Genomic DNA, 16,556 nt, shown 5'->3' with positions numbered 1-16,556 from the left:
AATAATTATTTTTTCCCTTGTACAGGTAGTGTAAACCAGTTAAATCCGTCGCGTGCAATTAGTGCCTCAGCAGATTCAGGTCCCCATGAGTCGGCTGAATAATTCGGGAAATTCAGGCTCTTTTTATTTTGCCATGTGCTCAATATTGGCATTACCAATTCCCATGCAGCCTCCACCTGGTCACCACGCATAAACAGGGTTTGATCGCCAAGCATAGTATCCAGTATCAGGGTTTCATAAGCTTCAGGCGCCTGTTGGCTATAAGTTCCTTTATAGTCAAATACCATGTCAACAGCATTCAGAACCATATCAATACCCGGGCGCTTAGCCTGTACCTGCAAACGAATGCTCATTTCAGGTTGTATGCTGATGATCAGCCTGTTTTGCTGCCAGCTTTCTGCCGCTTCCGTAGGGAAGATCAGGTGAGGAACGTCTTTAAACTGTATGGTGATAACCGATGAAGATTGGTGAAGGCGTTTACCTGTTCTCAGATAGAACGGTACCCCCTGCCAACGCCAGTTATCGATAAAGAATTTGATAGCTGCAAAAGTTTCCGTATTCGATTGAGGATCAACCTTAGGTTCATCACGGTATGCGGGAACTTCTTTGCCTTTCATCCAGCCGCTGCCATACTGTCCACGTACTGCTGAATTGCGAACATCCTCTGGTGTGAATTTACGCATGGCCCTCAACACGTCCACTTTACGGTCGCGCACTTCATCAGCATTAAAGCTTACAGGCGGCTCCATTGCAATGTGACAAAGCAATTGCAGCAGGTGGTTCTGAATCATATCACGCAGTGCACCAGAACCGTCATAATAATCGCCGCGTTCTTCTACACCTAATTGTTCAGAAACTGATATCTGGACGTGCTCAATAAAATTACGGTTCCAAAGCGGTTCCATAATCGAGTTCGCGAAACGGAAGGCCATGATATTTTGTACTGTTTCCTTACCTAAATAATGGTCGATACGATACACCTGGCATTCATCAAATATACCTGATAGTAGCTGGTTAAGTTCCTTAGCGGTTTCCAGGTCGTGGCCGAATGGTTTTTCTATTACGATCCTGGTCTTCTTTTTATCATCTGCAAGCTTAGCTTTAGCCAGATTCGATGCAATGATCGGGAACAGGTTTGGAGACACCGCCAGGTAATAGATCACATTAGGTTTTGCTTTCCAATCAGCAGCGTGTTTTTCTATGCGTTTGCCGAACTCTTTATAGGTTTCAGCATTTTTTACATCAGAAACCTGGTAGTGAACATTTTCAGAAAATGTGGCCCATTTGTCTTTATCCGGTACTCCGCTGCGCGAAAACTGGCTAAGATCCTTATACAGGTTCTCTCTGAATTGCTCGTCAGTATATTGTGTACGGCCTGTTCCAATTATTGAAAAGTTATTTGGCATCCAGCCGTCCAGAAACAGGTTATATAAAGCCGGACCTATTTTCCTTGACGTCAAGTCGCCGGTTCCGCCAAAAATGACAAATATAGTTGGGTCTGATTTTGTGTTTGCGCTCATGGTAGTTTTTCGATTGAATAAGGGTTTGTTAGTCACGGTTATTTTCAGCCCATTGAGTATGAAATACACCTTCTTTGCCGATCAGCTCATAAGTATGCGCTCCAAAATAGTCGCGCTGAGCCTGTATCAGGTTCGATGGCATACGTTTATTAATAAAATTGTCGAAATAGCTGATAGATGCAGTAAAGCATGGCGCAGCTATCCCGGCAGCGATTGTTGCAGGCAATACGGTACGGGCGCCTTTAACCGCTTGTGATACTATTGAATGAATGCTATCATCCAATAATAAGTGAGCCAATGCTGGATTCTTTTCGTACGCCTTGAAAATATCATTCAAAAATGCAGAACGAATGATACATCCTCCGCGCCAGATCTTAGCGATCTCGCCAAGTTTCAGATCATATTTATATTCTTCTGATGCTCTTGAAAGCAGGTGCATGCCCTGTGCATAAGAAACAATCATGCTGAAATAAAATGCCTGTTCCAGTGATTCGAGGAAAGAATCTGTATCAACATCTAAGGCTTTTTCACCATCACCATATAAAGCACCAGCTTGCACACGCAACTCTTTGTATTTAGAAAGATCGCGCATAGACACTGAGCTGTCAATTGTCGGGATCGGTGCCTGCAGATCCATAGCCACTTGTGAGGTCCACTTACCGGTACCTTTTGCTTTGGCTTCGTCTTTAATGTCGTCAATCAACAAATGATCTGTTCCCGGAGCGTTGTAATGGAAAATATCTTTGGTGATGTCCAGCAGGAATGACTGCAAACGACCTGCATTCCATTTAGCGAACACTTCGCCAATGTGTGCATTATCCATCTGCAGACCTTTTTTCATGATCTCATATGCCTCAGCAATTAATTGCATCAGACCATACTCGATACCATTATGCACCATTTTCACAAAGTGACCTGATGCACCCGGACCGATATAAGTTACGCATGGCGCTCCATCAACTTTTGCTGCAATGGCCTCGAAAATAGGCTTCATCACATTGTAAGCTTCTTTATCGCCGCCAGGCATCATGCTTGGGCCGCGACGTGCGCCTTCTTCACCACCTGAAACCCCCATGCCGAAGAAGTGTAAGCCTTTTGCTTCCAGTTCTTCTACACGGCGATTGGTATCAGTAAAGTGCGAGTTACCTCCGTCAATTAATATATCCCCCTGTTCAAGCAGCGGGGTCATTTCTTCTATTACAGCGTCAACTATCTTACCGGCAGGTACCAGCATCATGATAGCGCGCGGTTTAGTTAAACTTGCTATAAATTCTTTCGCATCACTAAAACCCTGCACATCTTTATCTTTTCCTTCTTCATTCAGCGAGTTTACTTTAGAAGCGTCTTTATCGTGACCAGCTACCGCATAACCGTGATCGGCCATGTTAAGCAATAAACTCCGGCCCATAACACCCAGGCCAATCACGCCAAAGGCATATTTATTTGATGTTGTGCTCATTTTTGGTTTGAGTTTTCTTTTTTTAAATCTTCTAATATTTTTTTTGTTGTTTCGAAGCTGGTATGCTGATAAGCGCGCAAACCGAGCTTTCCGGCAGCAAGTGCAAACATTTTCCTGTCATCGAAATAAACACATTCCTGTGGTTGCGCCATTGCTATGCCCATTGCCAGCCTGAATATTGCCGGATCGGGTTTGCGGATACCCACTTCGCACGAAGATACAAATGCATCAAAGCATTCATGAAGCTTAAACTTTTTGATTCGGTAATCATTAAGCTCTTTGCCCTCATTGTTAATAGATATGATCCGGAAACCGCAATCTTTTTTCCATTCCTTTAACCAGGCAAGCATATCAGGCAGCTCCTTTGATTGCTCGAACATGAAATTTTTAAAATCCTCACGGGTAAAATCGCGCGGATGATTAAAAATAACTGTATCCAGGTATTCATCCAGATCGACGCCTGCGGCTTCATACACATTAAAAATGAAGGTATGCAGATCGCTTAGTTCTTTGTAATCAAGTTTAAACAATCTTGCTGCTTCCTGGCGCGATTCATGCCCCCAACCATTGGTGAGCAATATGCCTCCTATGTCAAAGAATAGGAATTTTACGGCTAATGTCTCCACAGCAATCAGACTTTAACTTTTTGGTCTTCAATTGCTTGCAATAGTTTTTCAAACGGTTTGTTGAACTTATCGACCCCTTCGTCTTCCAGTTGCTGTGTAATCTTGTCGATATCAATGCCAACCGCTTTCAATTTTTCCAATACGGCAGTTGCCTGGTCAAGGCCTTGCTCCAATGTGTTCGCAGCAATACCATGATCGCGGAAAGCTTCGATAGTTTCTAATGGAACTGTATCAACAGTATCCGGACCGATCAATGCTTCAACATATTTGGTATCCTTAAATGCAGGGTTCTTGCTGCTGGTGCTTGCCCACAATAAACGTTGTGGTTTCGCACCTTGTGCAACCAGTTTTTCCCAGCGGGGACCGCTGAAAATTCTTTTATAAATTTCATATGCTTTTTTAGCTGACGCGATAGCTACTTCCGCTTTTAATTCAGGAGCGCCTTTTTCATCCAGCATTGGGTCAACCAACACATCGATACGGCTTAAGAAAAAGCTCGCAACAGATCTGATGTGACCGATTGAATGACCTGCAGCCAAATGGTCTTCTAAACCTGCAATGTATGCTTCAGCCACTTCTTCGTAACGTGGTAGGCCGAATAACAAGGTAACGTTGATGTTGATACCTTTTGCTATTGAGCTGCGGATAGCACCCAAACCCGGTTTAGTACCCGGAATTTTGATCATCACATTTTTGCGGTCAACAGCTTTCCATAATTTTTCAGCCTGTTCAGCAGTTTCCTTTTCTTTCAGTGCAAGGAAAGGTGAAACTTCTAAGCTTACATAACCGTCGACACCGTCTGACTCTTCATAAACGCCTTTAAAAAGGTCGGTTGCATTTTGGATATCCTTAACTGCAATTCCAAAGAATATCTCCTCGTTATCATTTGTAGTTTTTGCTAATTCTGCAATATCAGCATCATAATCAGAACTGCTGGTAATGGCTTTTTCAAAAATAGCCGGGTTTGAGGTTACCCCTCTTACACCGTCTTCATCTATCAGTTTCTTTAAAGTACCATTTTGGATGATCTCACGATTAATAAAATCGAGCCAGATACTCTGACCGAAACTGTGGATTTGTTTTACTCTATTAGTTGCCATGATTTATTTTCCTTCTATTTTTTCTTAATAAATAAACTCAAACAGAAACGCGGGACGCAGATTCAAATCTCATGTCTCACATCTCAAATCTCATATCTTATAACAGCGCTTTTGCTTTATTTACTACGTTCTCAACTGTAAAGCCGAATTCTTTGAACAATTCTTCAGCAGGTGCTGATTCACCGAAGGTGTGCATCGCAATGATGTCGCCTTCATCGGTCACATATTTATGCCAACCAAGTGGTGAGCCTGCTTCAACTGCCAAACGTTTTCTGATCGCTTTAGGGAATACCGATTCTTTGTAAGAAGCATCCTGTTTTTCAAACAGTTCCCATGATGGCATACTTACCACGCGTGCCTGGATACCTTCTTCAGCCAATTTAGCTTGCGCAGAAAGGATCAACGACACTTCAGAACCGGTTGCCATTAAGATTACCTGAGGTGTACTTTGAGAATCAGACAGAATATAAGCACCTTTCTCTACTCCTGTAGCTTTAGCATATTTATCCTGGTCGATAATCGGTAATCCCTGACGAGTGAATACTAATACAACCGGACCATCTTTATGCTCAAGGGCTACCCGCCATGCCTGTGAAGTTTCATTGGCGTCAGCAGGACGAAGCACTACAATATTTGGAATAGAACGTAAAGAAATCAATTGCTCTATCGGCTGGTGTGTTGTACCGTCTTCACCTAAACCAATACTATCATGTGTATAGATAAATATCGGCCTGATCTTCATGATGGCAGCCAAACGGATCGGCGGGCGCATGTATTCTGAAAATATCAGGAAGGTAGCGCCAAAAGGAATAATACCTTTTGTTAACGCCATACCATTCAATGCTGAACCCATGCCATGCTCACGGATACCGAAGTGGAAATTGCGGCCAAAACGTTGTTCAACAGTAAAGGATTCGTATTCTTTTAAATTAGTGTCTGTTGAAGGTGCAAGGTCGGCTGAACCACCTATTAAGTTTGGTAATTTACCGGCAATAGCATTCAATACTTTGCCTGATGCCTGGCGGGTAGCCATTTTTCCTTCTGGTTTAAATACCGGCAAATTAGCATCCCATCCTGCTGGTAACTCACCACTTGCTGCCTGTTCGTATTCAGCAGCTAGTTCAGGGAATTTTTCTTTGTATGCTTTGTACAGGTCATTCCATTTTTGTTCGGCACCGGCACCTTTTTCACCACATTTGCGGTAGTAGTTCAATACCTCATCCGGAACAACAAATGATTGTTCAGGGTCAAAGCCGAAGAACTCTTTAACCAGTTTCACTTCATCGGCGCCAAGCGGCGAGCCGTGAGCACCTGCGGTGTCCACTTTATTAGGACTACCATAGGCAATGTGCGAACGAACTTTTATCAGTGATGGTTTGCTTACTTCAACTTTTGCATTATTGATAGCATTTGATAGTGCTTTGATGTCATTTGCGTCATTCACTACCTGCACGTGCCAGCCGTATGCTTCAAAACGTTTAGCTACATCTTCGTTAAAAGTAATATCAGTATCACCTTCAATTGAGATATGGTTATCATCGTAGATATAAATAATATTACCCAACTCCAGGTGACCGGCTAATGAAGCTGCTTCCGATGCAACACCTTCCATTAAGTCGCCATCACTGCAAATAGCATATATTTTATAATCAAAAATATCGAAGCCGGGTTTGTTGTATTTTGCTGCTAAATATTTTTGAGCAATAGCGAAACCTACGCCATTAGCAAACCCTTGTCCCAGCGGACCTGTAGTTACTTCGATACCATCCAGCAGTCCATATTCAGGGTGACCAGCGGTTTTGCTGTGTAACTGTCTGAAATTCTTGATATCATCCAGGGTGATGTTATAACCAGTCAGATACAGAAAGCTATACTGGAACATACATGCGTGACCAGCAGACAAGATAAATCTGTCGCGATTGGCCCAATGCGGGTTCTTGGGGTTATAGTGCATAAACTGGGACCAAAGCACATGACCAACCGGCGCTAAAGCCATCGGTGTGCCCGGGTGTCCTGAGTTTGCTTTTTGTACTGCATCGGCTGACAATACCCTAACGGTATCGATACTTAACTGTTCAATGCTTTTTGTAGTTGAATCCATATTTTTAACTATAGATGAATGATTGATTTAAATTGATTAACTAATTGTTGACGGTACCGAAGTGATTAGATCCTGCCTGGTATCTTTCAGCCATAAACGCGATCCGCCTTTAATACCATCCTGGTTTGTAACCAGCTTCATATTCTTATCGAGCTTAAATTTCAGTTTATCTGAATTTCCGCCTCCTATATATAAGGTATCATAATTGACTACGGTTTTTAAAGTTTTCAAAACCTTTTTCATGCGGCGGTTCCACTTCTCAATGCCTTCTTTTTCCAGTGCCCTTTCGCCCACGTACTGATCGTAAGTTTTTCCCTTTGCGAAAGGATGATGTGCTAATTCCAAATGCGGCATCAGCTGACCGTCTACCAATAAAGCGGTACCAAATCCTGTTCCCAGGGTGATCACCATTTCCAGGCCTTTTCCGCTTACTATTCCAAGGCCCTGCATATCAGCATCGTTCACTACACGTGTAGGTTGCCCTAGCTCTTTTTCCAGTTTTTTGCTCAGATCAAAATCTTTCCAAAAATCAGTTCCAAGGTTAGGTGCGGTATTAACTACGCCATGTTTAACATAACCGGGAAAGCCTACCGAGATATAATCATAAGCAGGAAAACCCTTTACTAATCTTTTGATGGCATTAACCACATTTTCGGGGCTTGCGGGCAATGGCGTTGGTATCTTGTCGTAATCCATTTGCAGGGCACCTTTGTCATTTAATACGGTAGCTTTTATGTGCGATCCTCCAATATCAATTGACAGGAATTTTGGTGAAGATGCAGCTTTTTTTTCCATGTAATGTTTGCGGGGTTAAGCGTGTTTTCTATAGGTGATGTTATAGCTCGGCAGATTGATATTCAAAGTTAGGATATACATTGATTAACTCTGTTTTTAATAGCAAAGTTTTTTATCTTGTTAAAGTAATTTTTGTGTACGGTAGCTATAAGTTTCCCCATAACCGGCTGTTGGTGGGTGCAATATTAACTAAATTAGATTTGGGAACAACTTTTTTTGAAGCGAAATAATATTTATTAATATTATCTTAATAAAACATATCGATTTTGCAGAAAACAAGGCTTTCGCAAATATGTTTTTTAAAAAGTTTTAAAAAAGAATTTTGACGTCGGGGGCAGATTCGAACTGCCGTAAAAGGTTTTGCAGACCATCACCTATCCACTCGGTCACCCGACTTTAGAAACAACGGAAACCATCCCGGCTTCCGTTGTTAAACCAAAAAAACTAAGAAATCACTACCTAAATAGTCTCTTAATACTGGTCGCTACGAGACTATGTTATCGCCCCGCCGACCTGTGTATATTTCGTATATTACTCTGCTGGCTGCTAACCTTTTTTACAGCAGAAATAATCTCACCTGTTGGAAATGTTTTTGAAAAGTCAGGATCGATATGATCATATTCAATCTGACCGCTTGCCGACACCACATAAGTAGCCAGTAAAGGCACATTGGTATCAATACCCGAAAACTTATTCCAGATTGGGTCGTGTTCTGAGTATATCCTGAATTTTTCGGCTATTTGTTTATCCTTATCAAAATAGAAGTTAAGTGATAAGTTATTGTCCCATACCAATTTTTCTAGTTTCCTGTCTTTTTCTGAGCTTATAATTAAAAGGCTCGCCTTGTTAGCAGTAATTTCACCCTGTAAAGAACTTAATTGTTTCAACAACTCGATTCCATATTGCTGCCAGTGATACGAATAAAATCCGATCACTAATGGCTTATTCAATAACTGATGAAATAGAATCGGGCCATGAGTTTCAGAACCGTTAAAAAACTGCTGCCATCTTCCTGGTTCTTTCTCAAGGGAAAAATCCGGTAATACATCCCCTGATCTTACGGGTTCATATTTTTGAAATGATCTGAAGGTCAAATCCCGATCTGCTTCAATCTCCGTCAGATCGAAGTACGGAAAGCTGTTTAGTTTTAGTGCTGATAACATAACCTATCCTTTGTTTAAATAAATCGACTCAATAAATGTATATAATATCTATCTATTTAGTAGTATTTATTTGAAAAAAAATATTCTTTATATAATTAATTGTTTTTAAATGGCTTAGCGATGCTATTTAAGATACTGTATACATAACATCCCGCGCAGAAGCCAACGAACGATTCTAAAAAAGCGAAAAAAATCAGCACCAAAGTGACTATCAGCGTCGCTGTGTTTAGTTTTAGCAAGGTCAGAATCAATATGCCTATAGTAAATATCAGCCCCACCCCAGCGGCAAATCGTTTAGGAGCGCGGTCGGTAGGCTTGTTTTTTATCTTTAGTTGACTGATTAGAGCATCACTCAATATAGCAAGCAAGCTATACTTCCCAAGGTTATTAGCTCTCACTAAAAAATCAATAACCAGGAAGGTGATAATGATCCACCAGTTTGTAAACAAAAAAATTACACCTAATGCTAAAACGAACAAAGCCGTAAGCCGTGCTTTATTCTCATTCATCTGCACAAAATCTACCGGGCATTGCACATTGTTTTCCATGTTACAAAGTTGATAAATTCTATCTGATTAGTCAATAATAAGGGGCCCTTTATTCTACTCCTTTTACATTCATATGTAAAATGTAGATGGCTTTTGAAGCGGTAATGAACAAGTCATCCTTATTTTTTCCGCAGAAGCATAGGTTTGCGGTCCAGGGTTCATCAATTTTTATGTGAGCTATTTTAACACCCTGCGGATTGTAGATAATAACGCCATTTCCGGTTAAATATACATTGCCTTGTTCATCCAGCGTCATCCCGTCTGATCCTTGTTCAACAAATGGTTTTTTGTCAGTCAATGTGCCGTCCGGTGCAATAGTGTATTTATAGGTTTTGTTAGCTTCTATATCGGCGATATAGAGATACTTTCCATCAGGTGTACCAACTATACCATTTGGCTTCTTCATGTCAGAAACAACTATCACCGGTTTACTGCTGCCTTTGGCAAGGAAATAAACATTTTGCCCTTCGATATCCGGCTTTTTCCTGCCCCAGAAATCTCGCTGATAATACGGATCGGTAAAATATATATTCCCGTTTGGCGCTACCCATACATCATTGGGGCCATTCAATCGGTGACCATTATAGTCGTTCACTAAAACTTTAACTTTCCCTTTTGGACTAATGGCGATCAATTGATCCTTGCTCTCTGCACATGTAATCAAATTACCTTTACTATCGAAATAGGTACCATTAGACCGTAATGCATCTTCCATGAAAACAGAAAGCTTGCCATCTACGCTATATTCCCATATTTTGTTATTAGGCTGATCAGTAAAAAACACATTGCCTTGTTTATCAACTGACGAGCCTTCCGTAAAGCTGAATTGTTTTGAGATCAGTTTTGGTTTAGCAGTCGTATCATATAATTCCTGCGCTGATACAGTGATTACTGTGGCGAGAAATAATAAAAAAACAAGTGATAACTTCCGGTAATTCATATTTAAAATTAACCTTTTTTAAGGTTTGGCTCACTATACAATCCGAAATCGCTTAGCGCAATACAAACCGGCGCTTTAGTAACTCTTAGGCGCACTTTATTAGTAGTGATGCTTTCTGGCAAACGGATCAGGCGGTTCCCTCCTATGCTTGTTGCCGTAGCGATTTGGCGCCATTTGCCATCCTGCCAAACGTCTACAGCTACTTCATCTATACGCTGCCCCAGCTTAATGTTTTCGCGAAGCTGAATAATATTAAATGATTTGTTCTTGTGAAGGTCTAGTACAAGTTCTGGCGTCTTTACTTTATCGTCAGTGGCCCAGTAACTGTAGCGATCGTTATCCAGCAATTTAGCGGGGCCGAATTTATCATTGTCCCCTCCCCTTACATTGCTTGCTTTTAATGTGGCACCTTTAGCAAGGTTAGTTGCAAATGTTTGTTTCAATATATCGCCAAAATTTTTTAAAGCTTTTACATCGTTATCGCTAAGCAAACCCCTTCTATCAGGCGATAAACCCAGATCTAAACAAGCGCCATGCCCTACACTTTTGAAATACAGGTTGAAAAGCGAATCCGGCGTTTTTACTTTGTCATCCTGATCTTTATGATAAAACCATCCCGGTCTAAGCGGCACATCGCACTCTGCAGGCATCCAGTATTTACCATCGCGATGGCCTTCAGTACCTTCGGCATCTTTCGTAAAGCCGTTGCCGGGTTCCTTACCTGGCTCTGGTGCATGCGGTGTATAAGTCTCCCAGCAAGTTTCACCTGCATGACCGGCTTCATTACCCACCCAACGTACATCAGGACCAACATCACCAAAAATCACAGCGTTAGGCTGCAATTTTCTTGCGATCCCCCATGTTATAGGCCAGCCATAATAGGTTGAACGATCTATTTTACGTACTTCACGCGCACCACCATAATATCCATCTCCGCCATTTGCGCCATCATGCCAAACAATAAATAATGGTCCATAATTATTATATAACTCCTGCAATTGTTTGCGATAAACTTCAGTTACATACTCGGGCTTTCCATATAATGCGCTGTTCCTGTCCCATGGTGAACAATATACGCCCATCTTAATGCCCAGCTTATCACAAGCCTCACGATACTCTTTTACTATATCGCCTTTACCATCTTTATAAGGGCTTTTTGATATGTTATGTTCAGTAGTTTTAGTTGGCCACATACAAAAACCATCATGATGCTTGGCAACTACCACTATTCCTTTAAAACCACCTGCTTTTAATGAGCTCACAATTTGCGTCGCACTAAACTCAGTCGGATTTACAATTTTTGGATCTTCATCACCATATCCCCATTCCTTATCTGTATAGGTATCGGGGCCAAAGTGGATGATACAATACATTTCTGTCTCTTGCCATTGCAATTGACCTTTGGTTGGCAATGGGCCATAAGGCTTTGGGGCAGATTGACTGATGGCATTAATAATGAATAGGCAACTCAGGATTGTTAAGCAGATTTTTTTCATCGGATGTAAGCGTAGTTGGTTGCTAAAGTAGTAATTTTTAGCATTAACCGTTGGACAAACATTTCTTGTGCACTGCAATTTTTCTCCTTATGTTTAGCCTGTCATGAAAAACCCTGTAAAACTCCTTGCTATTGCCATTTCTGCCTGCTTTTATTCAACACTTATCCAGGCACAATCTGTACCTGTTTATAAGGATATGAGTCAACCGCTGGATACCCGCGTTAAAGACCTGATATCAAAGCTAACTTTAGAAGAAAAGGTCTCATTACTAGGATATAATAGCAAAGCCATTCCGCGTTTAGGTATCCCGGCATACAATTGGTGGAATGAAGGTTTACACGGCGTAGCCCGTGCCGGTGAGGCTACTATATTTCCTCAGGCTATCGGTATGGCAGCAACATTTAATGATGACCTGGTAAAACAAGTATCAACAGTAATATCTACAGAAGCACGTGCAAAATATAACCTTGCGATAGCCAAAGACCGCCACTTGCAATATATGGGGCTAACTTTCTGGACGCCCAACATTAATATATTCCGTGATCCACGCTGGGGCCGCGGACAAGAGACTTACGGCGAGGACCCATTCCTAACCGCAACCATAGGCAGCGCATTCGTTAAAGGTTTGCAGGGTAATGATCCGCATTACTTAAAAGCATCCGCTACTGCCAAACATTTTGCCGTGCATAGCGGTCCTGAGGCAACCAGGGATGTCTTCGACGCAAAAGTAGATGAAAAAGATTTCCGTGAAACCTATCTGTATGCGTTCCATGCTTTAGTTAGCAATGGTGTCGAATCAGTAATGAGCGCGTATAACCGTATCAATGGCGTTCCGAATTCGATCAATAAAATGCTATTGACTGATATATTACGAAAGGAATGGGGTTTTAAAGGCCATATTGTAACTGATTGCGGTGCATTAGATGATGTTTATTTAACCCACAAAACTTTACCTAATGCAGTTGAGGTAGCTGCTGCTGCTATAAAAGCAGGTATCGACCTCGATTGTTCCACCATATTGCAGAATGATGTGATCAAAGCCATCGATCAGAAATTAATAACCGAGAAAGAAGTAGACCAGCGATTAACCGAGCTTTTGCGCACTCAATTTAAGCTTGGCTTTTATGATGATCCGCAAAAGATACCATTCCACAGCTATGGTGCCGACAGTGTTCACAATGCATCGCATGTTGCGTTGGCGCGTAAAGTAGCACAGCAAAGCATGGTTTTGTTAAAGAACAGCAACAATATATTGCCACTTAATAAAGCTGATTATCCAAGTATTATGGTATTGGGCCCTAATGCTGCAGCACTTGATCCAATGATAGGAAATTATCACGGTGTAGGCAGCAGGGTAGTAAACTTTGTCGAAGGTATCACAGGTGCCGTCGATCCGGCTACCAGGATTGAATATGATTTAGGTTCTGACTATACAGATACCACACATTTTGGTGGCACTTGGGCCGCGGGTAATTGCTCGGTTACTATAGCCGTGGTTGGTTTATCACCTGTTTTAGAAGGTGAGGCAGGCGATGCGTTCCTGTCAAAATCAGGCGGTGATAAGAAAGACCTAAGCCTACCTGCAAGCGAGATCGCGTTCATGAAAGCATTAAGACATAGTGCTAAAACACCGATCATTGCTGTAGTGACTGCGGGTAGTGATGTGGATATCTCAGCTATTGAGCCCTATGCAGATGCCATTGTATTTGGATGGTACTCCGGCGAACAAGGCGGAAATGCATTTGCTGACCTCCTTTTTGGAAAAATATCCCCGTCAGGGCATTTACCGCTTACTTTTTATAAATCAATAAAAGACGTTCCGGATTATTCTGACTACTCCATGAAAGGCCGTACTTATCGTTACTTCAACGGTCCCGTTCAATACCCTTTTGGTTTCGGATTAAGCTATACTTCTTTTGAATACCAGGCAGAGAAAAGTCCGGCTAAGAAATACACTACCAAGGACACTATAAATGTTACCGTGAAAGTTAAAAACACAGGTAAAATGGATGGCGATGAAGTAGTTCAAGCTTATATCCAATATCCTCAGGTTGACCGTATGCCTATCAAGGAGTTAAAAGGCTTTAAACGCGTATCAATAACCAAAGGAGGTGAGCAATCCGTCACAATCAAAATACCTGTAAAAGACTTGCAAAAATGGGATTTGAAAATTCATGGATGGAAAACCTATCCGGGTGATTACAAGTTAGTATTAGGCAGCAGCTCGCAGGATGATAAGCTGGATTTTGCGTTCACAATAAATTAGGCGTTTTGTATTCAAAAGACGAAGCATCTCAACTCAAACAAACTTTCTGGACTACCTTCGGTCAATACATTTCGCCCCAATTATCGGCCGAAAGTTTACGGGTGAACTGGGTAAATTATAAAACCGGTATCAAATACGTTTACTTCCGGATGGAGGCCGGAAAAAAATCTGCCTCAATAGCTATTGACATTACCCATCCTGACGTAGGAATACAGGAATTATTCTTTGAGCAATTCCTCGAACTAAAAAATGTTCTTCATTCTGCCCTGAATGAGGATTGGGAATGGCAATTACACCACATCAATGAGGAAGGGAAAATTACCAGTCGTATAATAAGGCATTTATACGGAGTAAGTATTTTCAATAAAGACGATTGGCCGGAATTGATCTCCTTTTTCAAACCGAGAATAATCGCGTTAGATGAATTCTGGAGCGATGCTAAATATGCTTTCGACGCGCTTAAATAACCTTCTCAATCATCCATTGATGACCGAACGGATCCCGAATATCGCCCTGCCTGTAGCCATAGTCATAATCCTGCATAGGTGAAATTACCGTGGCTCCTGCTGCAATTGCTTTTTCCATCACTGCATCAGGATCGGCAACCATTATACCCATAATCGTGGTCGTACCGCCACATAAAGCGGGACTGTATCGCCTTGCACTGGGTTTTTCTTCGTGAATATGAAATATTGCACCTCCTATCTCCAGTTCTGAAACATGCACCGTACCATCATCATTGCTAAAGCGCCTTAGTTCGATTGCATCGAAAGCCTTCTTGTAAAATTCAACAGCATCGGCGCCATTCTTCCCAACAAAAAACTGCGGAACAAAGGTTGTTTGTGTGTATGCTTTCATAGTGGGCAGAATTAACTTGAATGATCATGCAATATTTTCCAACCATTCTTGGTCAGGATCATCACCAATGAATACCGCCCTGACCTTTCTGGTAAATTATTACCTGACAAAGTGAACTTTCCCGTTAGTAAAGCATACTTCTCACCTAACAAAGTCACCTTCAACTCATCATAATGCAGATTCTGCTTGGGCATTTTGCCATTAAAGTATTTCTTTTCATATAGCTCCTTAATGGTGTTTATTCCCGCAGGACCGGTAGGCATCATCATAGTCGACTCATCAGTATACATCTTCATAAAGCTATCCAGGTCGCCTTTATTCCAATCATTTTCAGAATTTTTCATCGCAGCGATGATCTTTGACTGAGCGTCCTGAGCATTGGCTTGTGTCCAAAGCATTGAGAAACTTATGAAACATAGCACAGATAAAATAAACTTGGGAACGAGTTTCATATTAATTGGCTTGAGATTGTTAAGCCAATTTCAGAAATAAAAATGAGGTAATCAATCCTGGCTGCACCAAACCATTTAACAGAAACCTGAACCCTTGTAATAAAATCAGTCTTAGTCACTCTAAAAGAACAAGAAAAGGTTCCCAAAAAACAATTTTTATTTTTTTTAAAATGTTTTTCAGGGTCATTCGTCTCTACCTTTAAAGGAGAAATAAATTGATCACAGCCGTAATGCCCGAAGAAAAAAACAACCATATCATACAGACAATCAAGGCGTATGGTAAGGGTTTGCTGGGCTTTATCCGCCGGAGGGTAAAAACCGACGCTGATGCCGAGGACATTCTGCAGGATGTTTGGTACCAGCTCAGCTCGGTAGTTAACGCCCAGCCGATAGAGCAAACCGGCGCCTGGCTTTACAAGGTGGCGACCAATAAGATCATCGACAAAAACCGCAAAAAAACTGAGGAGCTATATGACATCAACCTATCCGGAGATGAGGATGATGAAGAAGGTATAGACTTTAGAGCCATACTATTAACCGAAGGCACTACCCCGGAAACCGAATACATCCGCAACCTGTTTTGGGAGCAGCTGTTCCTGGCCCTGGATGAATTGCCCGAAGAACAACGGCAGGTTTTTATATGGCAGGAACTCGATAATATTCCTTTTAATGAAATAGCTGAGCGTACCGGTGAAAAAATACAAACGCTGGTATCGCGCAAACGTTACGCAGTACTTCATCTGCGCAAACGGCTTAAACAGTTGTATGAAGAAATTATAGAAGATTAAAAAATAAAGACATGACAAATAGAAACTTTGAAGATACGGCTTACAGATATAAGCTTCACTTCAGAAAGAAACTGATTTTTGTACCGTTCCTGATAGTGGGCATTTTAGCGCTCATCAGCTACATTGTGATGCTGCTGTGGAATAACCTGTTGCCAGATATATTCCATGTTACCACCATCACCTACTGGCAAGCCGCAGGACTGCTGATATTATCTAAGATATTATTTGGATTTGGAGGCCCTAAGGGCCGTGGCGGTGCACCATGGATGCGCCATAAAATGGAACGCTTTAAAAATATGAGTCCCGAAGAACAGGAACGTTTCAGGGAGCAGATGCGTGCCCGTTGTGGAAAATGGGGCCGTCATCGTGGCGGATTTGATTGGGATGAAACCAAAACAACACAGGAAGCTCCAAAAGAAACGGAATAAAATCCAGGCTTTGTCC

At 41.7% G+C, this 16,556-nt stretch carries 16 protein-coding genes and 1 tRNA gene; 4 read left to right on the top strand and 13 right to left on the bottom strand.

Annotated elements, in window-relative coordinates; translation table 11 throughout:
- Nucleotides 1–5 precede the first annotated feature (5 nt).
- From zwf to VIM89_RS04680, 11 genes are all read right to left on the bottom strand, one after another.
- On the bottom strand, nucleotides 6–1,520 hold the full coding sequence (zwf, locus tag VIM89_RS04730; RefSeq protein WP_488154980.1) for a glucose-6-phosphate dehydrogenase: 1,515 nt from the start codon (nucleotides 1,518–1,520) through the stop codon (nucleotides 6–8).
- Nucleotides 1,521–1,548: 28 nt separating this feature from the next.
- On the bottom strand, nucleotides 1,549–2,979 hold the full coding sequence (gene gndA, locus VIM89_RS04725; protein WP_488154979.1) for an NADP-dependent phosphogluconate dehydrogenase: 1,431 nt from the start codon (nucleotides 2,977–2,979) through the stop codon (nucleotides 1,549–1,551).
- Nucleotides 2,976–3,605 (bottom strand): HAD family hydrolase, encoded by a 630-nt coding sequence (locus VIM89_RS04720; protein WP_488154978.1) that lies wholly within the window; start codon nucleotides 3,603–3,605, stop codon nucleotides 2,976–2,978. Before VIM89_RS04720 ends, gndA begins: the two co-directional genes overlap by 4 nt.
- Before the next feature lie 5 nt (nucleotides 3,606–3,610).
- Entirely contained in the window at nucleotides 3,611–4,705 is a 1,095-nt protein-coding gene (gene tal / locus VIM89_RS04715; protein WP_488154977.1) for a transaldolase, read from the bottom strand.
- Nucleotides 4,706–4,802: 97 nt separating this feature from the next.
- Complete coding sequence (gene tkt, locus VIM89_RS04710; protein WP_488154976.1) at nucleotides 4,803–6,806, bottom strand: transketolase; 2,004 nt, start codon at nucleotides 6,804–6,806, stop codon at nucleotides 4,803–4,805.
- A gap of 36 nt (nucleotides 6,807–6,842) precedes the next feature.
- Entirely contained in the window at nucleotides 6,843–7,601 is a 759-nt protein-coding gene (locus tag VIM89_RS04705) for an ROK family protein (RefSeq protein ID WP_488154975.1), read from the bottom strand.
- Nucleotides 7,602–7,926: 325 nt separating this feature from the next.
- A tRNA-Cys gene (locus tag VIM89_RS04700) sits at nucleotides 7,927–7,997 on the bottom strand.
- A 101-nt stretch (nucleotides 7,998–8,098) separates the two neighbouring features.
- Nucleotides 8,099–8,764 carry a redoxin domain-containing protein gene (locus VIM89_RS04695; protein WP_488154974.1) on the bottom strand — a complete coding sequence of 222 codons (666 nt, stop codon included), beginning with the start codon at nucleotides 8,762–8,764 and terminating at the stop codon, nucleotides 8,099–8,101.
- A gap of 95 nt (nucleotides 8,765–8,859) precedes the next feature.
- Nucleotides 8,860–9,312 carry a DUF4395 domain-containing protein gene (locus tag VIM89_RS04690; protein ID WP_488154973.1) on the bottom strand — a complete coding sequence of 151 codons (453 nt, stop codon included), beginning with the start codon at nucleotides 9,310–9,312 and terminating at the stop codon, nucleotides 8,860–8,862.
- A 49-nt stretch (nucleotides 9,313–9,361) separates the two neighbouring features.
- Entirely contained in the window at nucleotides 9,362–10,252 is an 891-nt protein-coding gene (locus tag VIM89_RS04685; RefSeq protein WP_488154972.1) for an SMP-30/gluconolactonase/LRE family protein, read from the bottom strand.
- A gap of 8 nt (nucleotides 10,253–10,260) precedes the next feature.
- The gene (locus VIM89_RS04680) at nucleotides 10,261–11,748 is read right to left on the bottom strand and encodes an alpha-L-fucosidase (protein WP_488154971.1); all 1,488 of its coding nucleotides are present in this window, start codon (nucleotides 11,746–11,748) and stop codon (nucleotides 10,261–10,263) included.
- 103 nt (nucleotides 11,749–11,851) lie between these two features.
- Between VIM89_RS04680 and VIM89_RS04675 the strand changes: the two genes are divergently transcribed.
- Complete coding sequence (locus VIM89_RS04675; protein ID WP_488154970.1) at nucleotides 11,852–14,014, top strand: glycoside hydrolase family 3 N-terminal domain-containing protein; 2,163 nt, start codon at nucleotides 11,852–11,854, stop codon at nucleotides 14,012–14,014.
- A gap of 5 nt (nucleotides 14,015–14,019) precedes the next feature.
- Nucleotides 14,020–14,481, top strand: a complete 462-nt coding sequence (locus VIM89_RS04670) for a DUF4268 domain-containing protein (RefSeq protein WP_488154969.1) — start codon at nucleotides 14,020–14,022, stop codon at nucleotides 14,479–14,481.
- On the opposite strand, the gene VIM89_RS04665 is transcribed toward VIM89_RS04670, so the two are convergent.
- A complete protein-coding gene (locus VIM89_RS04665; RefSeq protein WP_488154968.1) occupies nucleotides 14,474–14,872 on the bottom strand; it encodes a VOC family protein in 399 nt (132 codons plus the stop codon). The two genes, VIM89_RS04670 and VIM89_RS04665, sit on opposite strands and share 8 nt — an antisense overlap.
- Nucleotides 14,873–14,883: 11 nt before the next feature.
- On the bottom strand, nucleotides 14,884–15,324 hold the full coding sequence (locus VIM89_RS04660) for a YybH family protein (RefSeq protein WP_488154967.1): 441 nt from the start codon (nucleotides 15,322–15,324) through the stop codon (nucleotides 14,884–14,886).
- 230 nt (nucleotides 15,325–15,554) lie between these two features.
- Between VIM89_RS04660 and VIM89_RS04655 the strand changes: the two genes are divergently transcribed.
- Together VIM89_RS04655 and VIM89_RS04650 are read left to right on the top strand one after the other, a co-directional pair.
- A complete protein-coding gene (locus VIM89_RS04655) occupies nucleotides 15,555–16,112 on the top strand; it encodes an RNA polymerase sigma factor (RefSeq protein ID WP_488154966.1) in 558 nt (185 codons plus the stop codon).
- An 11-nt stretch (nucleotides 16,113–16,123) separates the two neighbouring features.
- A complete protein-coding gene (locus VIM89_RS04650; RefSeq protein ID WP_488154965.1) occupies nucleotides 16,124–16,540 on the top strand; it encodes a hypothetical protein in 417 nt (138 codons plus the stop codon).
- Nucleotides 16,541–16,556: the final 16 nt, after the last annotated feature.

It is taken from the genome of Mucilaginibacter sp. (genome assembly GCF_036568825.1).
GTDB lineage: Bacteria > Bacteroidota > Bacteroidia > Sphingobacteriales > Sphingobacteriaceae > Mucilaginibacter.
This window is presented reverse-complemented; position numbering and strand designations above follow the sequence as displayed.

Excerpts from the sequence above, each read along its gene's own strand:
- VIM89_RS04685 (WP_488154972.1), bottom strand. The coding sequence starts at position 10,252 with ATGAATTACCGGAAGTTATCACTTGTTTTTTTATTATTTCTCGCCACA.
- VIM89_RS04650 (WP_488154965.1), top strand. The coding sequence starts at position 16,124 with ATGACAAATAGAAACTTTGAAGATACGGCTTACAGATATAAGCTTCAC.
- gndA (WP_488154979.1), bottom strand. The coding sequence starts at position 2,979 with ATGAGCACAACATCAAATAAATATGCCTTTGGCGTGATTGGCCTGGGT.
- VIM89_RS04695 (WP_488154974.1), bottom strand. The coding sequence starts at position 8,764 with ATGTTATCAGCACTAAAACTAAACAGCTTTCCGTACTTCGATCTGACG.
- VIM89_RS04675 (WP_488154970.1), top strand. The coding sequence starts at position 11,852 with ATGAAAAACCCTGTAAAACTCCTTGCTATTGCCATTTCTGCCTGCTTT.
- VIM89_RS04705 (WP_488154975.1), bottom strand. The coding sequence starts at position 7,601 with ATGGAAAAAAAAGCTGCATCTTCACCAAAATTCCTGTCAATTGATATT.
- VIM89_RS04660 (WP_488154967.1), bottom strand. The coding sequence starts at position 15,324 with ATGAAACTCGTTCCCAAGTTTATTTTATCTGTGCTATGTTTCATAAGT.
- VIM89_RS04655 (WP_488154966.1), top strand. The coding sequence starts at position 15,555 with ATGCCCGAAGAAAAAAACAACCATATCATACAGACAATCAAGGCGTAT.
- VIM89_RS04680 (WP_488154971.1), bottom strand. The coding sequence starts at position 11,748 with ATGAAAAAAATCTGCTTAACAATCCTGAGTTGCCTATTCATTATTAAT.
- tal (WP_488154977.1), bottom strand. The coding sequence starts at position 4,705 with ATGGCAACTAATAGAGTAAAACAAATCCACAGTTTCGGTCAGAGTATC.
- zwf (WP_488154980.1), bottom strand. The coding sequence starts at position 1,520 with ATGAGCGCAAACACAAAATCAGACCCAACTATATTTGTCATTTTTGGC.
- tkt (WP_488154976.1), bottom strand. The coding sequence starts at position 6,806 with ATGGATTCAACTACAAAAAGCATTGAACAGTTAAGTATCGATACCGTT.
- VIM89_RS04665 (WP_488154968.1), bottom strand. The coding sequence starts at position 14,872 with ATGAAAGCATACACACAAACAACCTTTGTTCCGCAGTTTTTTGTTGGG.
- VIM89_RS04690 (WP_488154973.1), bottom strand. The coding sequence starts at position 9,312 with ATGGAAAACAATGTGCAATGCCCGGTAGATTTTGTGCAGATGAATGAG.